Source organism: Shewanella sp. FDAARGOS_354, assembly GCF_002209245.2.
Lineage (GTDB): Bacteria > Pseudomonadota > Gammaproteobacteria > Enterobacterales > Shewanellaceae > Shewanella > Shewanella xiamenensis.
This window is the reverse complement of the sequence record NZ_CP022089.2, coordinates 3880905-3887500: the sequence shown is the minus strand read 5'-3', so window position 1 is coordinate 3887500 and position 6596 is coordinate 3880905. Positions and strand designations below refer to the sequence as shown.

Sequence of the window (6596 nt, the reverse complement as noted above, 5' to 3'; positions counted from 1 at the left end):
AAACCCACTGGACCTAACCAAAGAATATAGGTTTTAGTTTCCATTTTCGGTTTGTAGAGTACAAACTCACCATAACGGCTGGTCATAAACTCGATGATTTCATCGTCACCTTTGCCTTCATCGACCATTTTATACACTTCAAGGCGCAGATCTCGTGCAACTGGCGAGTTGGAATCGATCAAGTTTTGGTTCTGACATTGCGGGCAACGCAACTCATGCGCTAATGACAAACCTCGTTTTTGGTTTTCGGGTGATTTAAATTCGTAAGTATCAACCGGTGTGGCCATTACGGTTGTCACCATACTCAGCATTAACACCAGGCCACCAATGATTTTTGTCAAAATTCTCACGCTGCACCATCCTTCGCCGCTTCAGCTTGGAGTTGTTGAATCATAGGATAGAGAGTTTCACTCCATACACGCTGGTCAATAGGCCCTGCGTAGCGATAACGAATAATGCCATTATGATCAACAATAAAGCTTTCCGGTGCACCGTAAACGCCAAGATCTAAGCCTAAGCGTCCATCCTTATCAAAAATATTGATATTGTAAGGATCACCCTGGCGTTTTAATTCTTCCAGCGCGGGGATACGTTCGTCACGATAGTTAATCCCATAGATAGGCAGAATATTCTGACGTTTCAGCATGACTAAGAAAGGGTGTTCATACTTACAAGAGGGGCACCAAGTAGCCCAAACGTTAAGTAATGACACTTTTCCTTTCAGTTGCTCATTGGTAATCATCTCGTTTGGTGTTTCGAGACGTTCCAGTTGGAAAGCCGGAATAGGCTTTCCTTCCAGAGCTGAATCCAGTTTCTGCGGATTTAAAAACAATCCTTTGTATAAAAATACCCCCATGCCAAGAAAAATGACTAATGGGATAAACAGAACCAACTTCTTCATACATTCCCCAATTATTGAGCGGTAGCTAATTTCGCTTTTTCAGTTTGCGGCTTAACGATAGCAGCCACTTTTGAGCGATAGCGTTTATCCGATGCGGCAAAGAAACCACCGACCATCATGAATATTGCCCCAAACCATAACCAACGAACAAAAGGCTTGTAGTTCAAACGCACAGCAAATTCAGTGCTGCTGATTGGATCGCCCATGGTGACATATAAGTCACGGAACAGACCCCAATCGATACCGGCTTCGGTCATGTCCATAGTACGCACATTGTATTGGCGACGATCAGGCTTGAGTAACGTCAGCAGCTTATCGCCTTTGTAGATCTCAATTTGACCTTGTTGTGCGGTGTAGTTAGGACCAACGACGTTCTTAGTCTCAAGATATTTAAAGGTATAACCCGCAAGCTCTTGGCTTATGCCAGGCCCCATACGCACACTTTTCTCAACCGAGTAGTTAGATACCATAGTGGCACCGATAACCGACACAGCAATACCTAAGTGAGCTAAGATCATACCCAGCTCACTACGGCCCATACGTGCCACGCTTAATTCACCATCTTTAGGCTTCACGATATTGTAAGCGGCTCTAGCGGTTGCCAACACAATCCAAGCAGCGGCGGCGATACCCAAAGCAACCCACACGTTAAAAGCACCATCGACAATAAATGGCGTCACGATACCAATCGCGGCTGATACTAATGCAGGCACCAGCAATTGGCGTTTTAACTCACCCGCTTTTGATTTCTTCCAACGGATGATCGGACCCACGCCCATAAACGCAAACAGCACGAGCACGATCGGTACAAACACAGCATTAAAATATGGAGGTCCAACAGAGATCTTGCCCATACCTAAAGCATCGATCAGCAGTGGATATAACGTCCCTAACAGGACTGTACCAGCAGCGACAGTCAGCAATACGTTACAGACTAACAGCATGGTTTCTTTTGATTTCAATTCGAAGCGTGCTGGGCTGCTCATTTCACTTGCGCGGAAGGCAAACAACGTGAGCGAACCACCGATAGCTAAGCCAAGTAATAACAGAATAAACATACCGCGGCTTGGATCGGCTGCGAATGAGTGAACCGATGTCAGTACGCCGGAACGCACGATAAAGGTACCCAGTAAACTTAACGAAAATGCAAAGATTGACAGCAATACTGTCCAGTTACGGAACGCACCACGTTTTTCGGTCACAATCAGCGAATGCACTAAAGCAGTACCCACTAACCAAGGCATAAAGGAGGCATTTTCTACTGGATCCCAGAACCACCAGCCACCCCAGCCTAATTCGTAGTATGCCCACCAAGAACCTAATGCAATACCGCCAGTGAGGAAAATCCAAGCAGCCAAGGTCCAAGGACGAGACCAACGAGCCCAAGCCGAGTCAAGATGGCCACTCATCAATGCAGCAATTGCAAACGCAAAGCTTACAGAGAAACCCACATAACCTAAATACAACATTGGCGGATGGAAGATTAAGCCTACATCCTGCAACATTGGGTTCAAGTCGCGACCTTCGGCTGGCATTGGAAATAAACGTTCAAATGGGCTAGAAGTGAGCAGCATAAATAAGCTAAAACCAATCACAATCAGCGCCAATACAGCCAGCACCCTTGCAGTAAACACTTCTTCCAAGCCTTTACTGAATAATGCGACAGAAGCGGCCCAAGTCGATAACGCAAACACCCAGAACAACAGAGACCCTTCATGACCGCCCCATACGGCCGCAATCTTAAAGAAAATAGGTAACTGAGAATTAGAGTGATGTGCCACGTAGGCCACGGAGAAATCATCAACAGCGAAGCTATAACCAAGCGATACTACGGATAAAGCAATAAAAAAGAACATTCCGTAGGCTAACGGCCAAGCATACCTCACTAGGTATTGGTCTTTACGGGCAACACCTATAAGGGGAACGCTGGTTAACAAGAAGGCGAATGCCACTCCTATAATCAGCGAAAAGTGTCCAAGTTCTGGGATCATGGGTTTTCCTCAGTCTCTAATAATATGTTGATTTAGAAAAATTCCAAACCAACGCACAACATGCTGTTCACACAAATGCACGAAATTTGGTTCATTTTAGTATTTGCTATTGTTCCTGTCTGCCTCTTTCATACAAAACTGGGTGACTTGTCTCATTCTCGATTTTTGCCCAAATGGAGCCACCGCAGGCCTACAGTTTTGCATGTGACAGATAAATGAGCCTTAAGTTTCATATAAAATTTACCAGATGGAACAATTTGTGAACCAGTGCCCAACTCTCAGCTTTCACAGTTGTGAAGGTCTTATATTACTGTTCAATGAATAATCTTTACGTATAATCTTGCTTCCAAGCCAGCGGTAACAACCGCTTTTATGCAAACTAAAGTGAATATAGAAACAATGACGACATTTTGGATTTTTATTGCGCTTGTTGTGTTGGTCAGCTTAACACTGATCTGGATCCCACATTTCAGACAGCAAAAGTTATTGCGTACTGAGGAAGCTGGTGTTCGCAAACAAACGAACCTCGAATTGTTCAATGAACGTCTTTCCACCCTTGAGAAAGAACTTAATGAAGAACTGCTCGACCAAGCAGAATTTGATGCGCTTAAGAAAGAACTCGAAATCAGTTTACTCCAAGACATCAAACAAGCGAGCGATGATTCCCTTGTCAATCAAATCAAACCTAAAAGTATCCTTTGGCCATCAGTCATGTCGGTATGCTTGATTGCGATCTCAGGTTACCTTTATCAGCAATTAGGGGCCTTTGAAAATATTGGCAATACCCAAGCGGCTAACCCACATGCTGGTATGGATACTGCGCAAATCATGGGGCAGCGCGTACAAATGATGGAAGCCCAAGTGCAAGCCGAGCCAGAAAATAGTCAGGCTTGGTTTAGTCTAGGTCATGCATATATTTCGGCTAACCAATTTGATAAAGCAGTCGCGGCCTTCGACAAAGTGATGGATTTAGTGGGCAAACATGCCGAGTTAATCGGACCAAAGGCCACGGCGTTGTACTACAAAGCCGGTCAGCAAATGACACCAGAAATTCAAGCCTTAATAGACGAATCGCTAGCATTAGATCCACAGGATCCATCAACACTGTTGTTAGTTGGTATGGATGCTTTCTTTACTGCTAAGTACCAAAAAGCCATTGATTCATGGCAGACCATTCTTAATAGTGACCGCACAGATGTGGATCGCGCCGCACTGATGAATGCCATCGAAACAGCTAACTTACGTATGCAAGCCGAAACGACAGGTATGCCTAACGATGATGTACACAAGCAGGCAAAAGTCACAAGCAAATCAGTAAGTATTGAAATTTCAATTTCACCTGAACTTGCAGCGAAAGCGAGCCCAGAAGACACTATCTTTGTCTTTGCACGTGCAACTGAAGGTCCTAAAGTACCGCTAGCAGCAACCAAAGTTAGTGCAAAATCATTGCCTGTTACAGTGACACTAGACGACAGCACAGGCATGGGTGGCGATGTAAAATTAAGCCAAACTGCTAGCGTTGAAGTTATTGCAGTCTTATCCAAGCATGGCAATATCAAACCTCAGGCGGGTGATATTCAAGGAAAAATCAGCAAAGTTAATGTGGGTGAAACGGCAAACTTAGTACTGGATACCCAAGTGCAATAAGTTATCCGCACCTAGCACTAAGTTTCAGCTTAGCGCAGACATAAAAAAACCGGCTAATGCCGGTTTTTTTAACACTGCAAAAAATTACTTAGCTTTAGACATAAACTCGATAGCTGCTTTGTAATCATCATCAGTACAATCAGTACACATACCACCTGGTGGCATTGCGTTTAAACCTGTTTTTACACTTTTAACTAGATTATCAACACCTTTAGCTAAACGTGGTTCCCACTCCGCTGCATTGTGCGCTTTTGGAGCACCAGCAACACCCATGCTATGGCACACGGTACATGCCTTGTTGAAAATAGCTTCAGCATCTTGAGCTGAAACGTTGACTGACATAGTCAAAGCAGCGACTGCAGTCATTGCTAACAGTTTTTTCATGTTCAATGTTCCTAATGCAAATACGTACAAAGCTCGCGCTGCCCTTTGAGGCAGACTCATTATAGCGGACTAAGATTACTACAAACTTCAATAAATCTCATCTTTTTGTGATTAGAATCTCAGCACAAATGATATAAGGCGACAAGCGTGACAAATTCGTTAATATATTAGCAAGTATTAAAAAAGTTCGATTTGTACGAGAAATATTGCGGTTATTGGAACCACATCAAATTGCTGACATCTAGTCCCAAGCAAGTGTAAACCCGCAATATCGTTTGTGTTAGAATCACTTGTGTTTCCTTCCGGCTTGAGATAGAGGGTTCAGTGACAAATATAACTTCAGTAAACACACTGTTATCAGCGAGCAAGCTGACATGCATCCGTGAAGAACGCATTCTATTTGATGAATTAAGTTTTGAGATTAATGCTGGCGATATCGTCCAGATTGAAGGCCCTAATGGTGCCGGCAAAACCAGTTTATTACGCATATTAGCAGGTCTATCTCGTCCCTATGCGGGGCAAACCTTCTATATAAATGAAGATATCAACCGCTGTCGTGACGAATATAACGAAGATCTACTGTATTTAGGCCACCTTGCGGGAGTGAAATCCGAATTAACCGCTGAGGAAAACCTTAACTTCAATTTAAGAATCAGTGGCTATGATGATTTTGATACGTCTGCCATATTAGCTAAAGTAAATCTATCAGGTTTTGAGGAAGCACTTGCTGGGCATTTGTCCGCGGGCCAACATCGCCGAACAGCATTGGCAAGGCTTTGGCACAATGATTGTAAGGTGTGGATCCTAGATGAACCTTTTACCGCAATCGATAAAAAAGGCGTCGAAGAGCTTGAACAGTTATTTATTCAACATGCGGATAATGGTGGCTGTGTGATCCTGACCACTCACCAAGATATGGGCATTATCAAAGATGATAGGCTTCGTAAAATTCGTCTAGATTATCGCTTCGTATAAGGTTTGGCATAATGAAAAGAGGCATCAGCTTTACTCAAGCGTTTTTAACGTTACTTCAGCGGGATCTAAAGATTGCCATTCGACACCGTGGTGATATTTTTAATCCCCTATTATTCTTCATTATGGTTGTAACCCTATTTCCACTCGGCATTGGCCCAGAACCACAAATGCTAGCCCGTATTGCCCCAGGGATTATTTGGGTTGCGGCATTGTTAGCATCCATGTTGTCGCTGGAGCGTCTATTTAAAGCTGACTTTAGTGACGGCAGCTTAGAACAGATGCTACTTAGCCCACAACCTTTGTCTGTTTTAGTCTTAGCCAAAGTGTTAGCCCACTGGATACTTACGGGTGTTCCATTGATTATTATTGCCCCACTGCTGGCCGTGCTACTGAACTTAGATGCTAATAGTTATGGTGCATTGATTGCCACACTGGCTTTAGGCACCCCAGTGTTGTCACTCTTAGGTGCTATTGGCGTGGCATTAACCGTTGGTCTACGTAAAGGCGGCGTACTATTAAGCCTTTTGATTCTGCCACTTTATATTCCAGTGCTCATTTTCGCGACCAGCGCCATTGATGCGGCAGGAATGAATTTACCCTATGACGGTCAGCTCGCTATAATTGGCGCCATGTTGATCGGTTCGTTAACCTTAGCACCTTTTGCAATCGGTGCATCTCTGCGAGTGAGTACTAACTAA

The 6596-nt window shown here is 43.9% G+C and carries 7 protein-coding genes (1 of these 7 only partly in view); 3 read left to right on the top strand and 4 right to left on the bottom strand.

The genetic code is table 11. The features are described 5' to 3' along the window. The 3 genes in view from nrfF to CEQ32_RS17460 are tightly spaced (at most 11 nt apart) and all read right to left on the bottom strand, a layout consistent with a single transcriptional unit that may run on beyond the window. Nucleotides 1-350, bottom strand: the 5' portion of a protein-coding gene (gene nrfF / locus CEQ32_RS17470; protein ID WP_037422794.1) for a heme lyase NrfEFG subunit NrfF. The gene continues 130 nt to the left of window position 1, outside the view; the window shows 350 of its 480 coding nt (coding positions 1-350); it begins with the start codon at nt 348-350; its stop codon lies off the left edge, out of view. Further along, complete coding sequence (locus CEQ32_RS17465; RefSeq protein ID WP_037422791.1) at nt 347-901, bottom strand: DsbE family thiol:disulfide interchange protein; 555 nt, start codon at nt 899-901, stop codon at nt 347-349. The genes nrfF and CEQ32_RS17465 overlap by 4 nt, the downstream gene beginning before the upstream one ends. Nucleotides 902-912: 11 nt before the next feature. Then, a complete protein-coding gene (locus CEQ32_RS17460; protein WP_037429822.1) occupies nt 913-2892 on the bottom strand; it encodes a heme lyase CcmF/NrfE family subunit in 1980 nt (659 codons plus the stop codon). 399 nt (nt 2893-3291) lie between these two features. Between CEQ32_RS17460 and ccmI the strand changes: the two genes are divergently transcribed. Continuing rightward, the gene (gene ccmI / locus CEQ32_RS17455; RefSeq protein ID WP_037429823.1) at nt 3292-4539 is read left to right on the top strand and encodes a c-type cytochrome biogenesis protein CcmI; all 1248 of its coding nucleotides are present in this window, start codon (nt 3292-3294) and stop codon (nt 4537-4539) included. Nucleotides 4540-4623: 84 nt separating this feature from the next. Here the strand turns inward: ccmI and scyA are convergent, their stop codons facing one another. Beyond that, complete coding sequence (gene scyA, locus CEQ32_RS17450) at nt 4624-4923, bottom strand: monoheme cytochrome c5 ScyA (protein ID WP_037422782.1); 300 nt, start codon at nt 4921-4923, stop codon at nt 4624-4626. Between the two features lie 324 nt (nt 4924-5247). Between scyA and ccmA the strand changes: the two genes are divergently transcribed. Further along, nucleotides 5248-5898, top strand: a complete 651-nt coding sequence (ccmA, locus tag CEQ32_RS17445) for a cytochrome c biogenesis heme-transporting ATPase CcmA (protein ID WP_037422780.1) — start codon at nt 5248-5250, stop codon at nt 5896-5898. An 11-nt stretch (nt 5899-5909) separates the two neighbouring features. Then, nucleotides 5910-6596: a heme exporter protein CcmB gene (ccmB, locus tag CEQ32_RS17440; RefSeq protein ID WP_037422777.1), complete on the top strand. Its 687-nt coding sequence runs from the start codon at nt 5910-5912 to the stop codon at nt 6594-6596.

What these genes read in the sequence shown, in the direction of transcription:
- CEQ32_RS17465 (WP_037422791.1), bottom strand. Translation starts at nt 901, where the DNA reads ATGAAGAAGTTGGTTCTGTTTATCCCATTAGTCATTTTTCTTGGCATG.
- scyA (WP_037422782.1), bottom strand. Translation starts at nt 4,923, where the DNA reads ATGAAAAAACTGTTAGCAATGACTGCAGTCGCTGCTTTGACTATGTCA.
- ccmB (WP_037422777.1), top strand. Translation starts at nt 5,910, where the DNA reads ATGAAAAGAGGCATCAGCTTTACTCAAGCGTTTTTAACGTTACTTCAG.
- ccmI (WP_037429823.1), top strand. Translation starts at nt 3,292, where the DNA reads ATGACGACATTTTGGATTTTTATTGCGCTTGTTGTGTTGGTCAGCTTA.
- CEQ32_RS17460 (WP_037429822.1), bottom strand. Translation starts at nt 2,892, where the DNA reads ATGATCCCAGAACTTGGACACTTTTCGCTGATTATAGGAGTGGCATTC.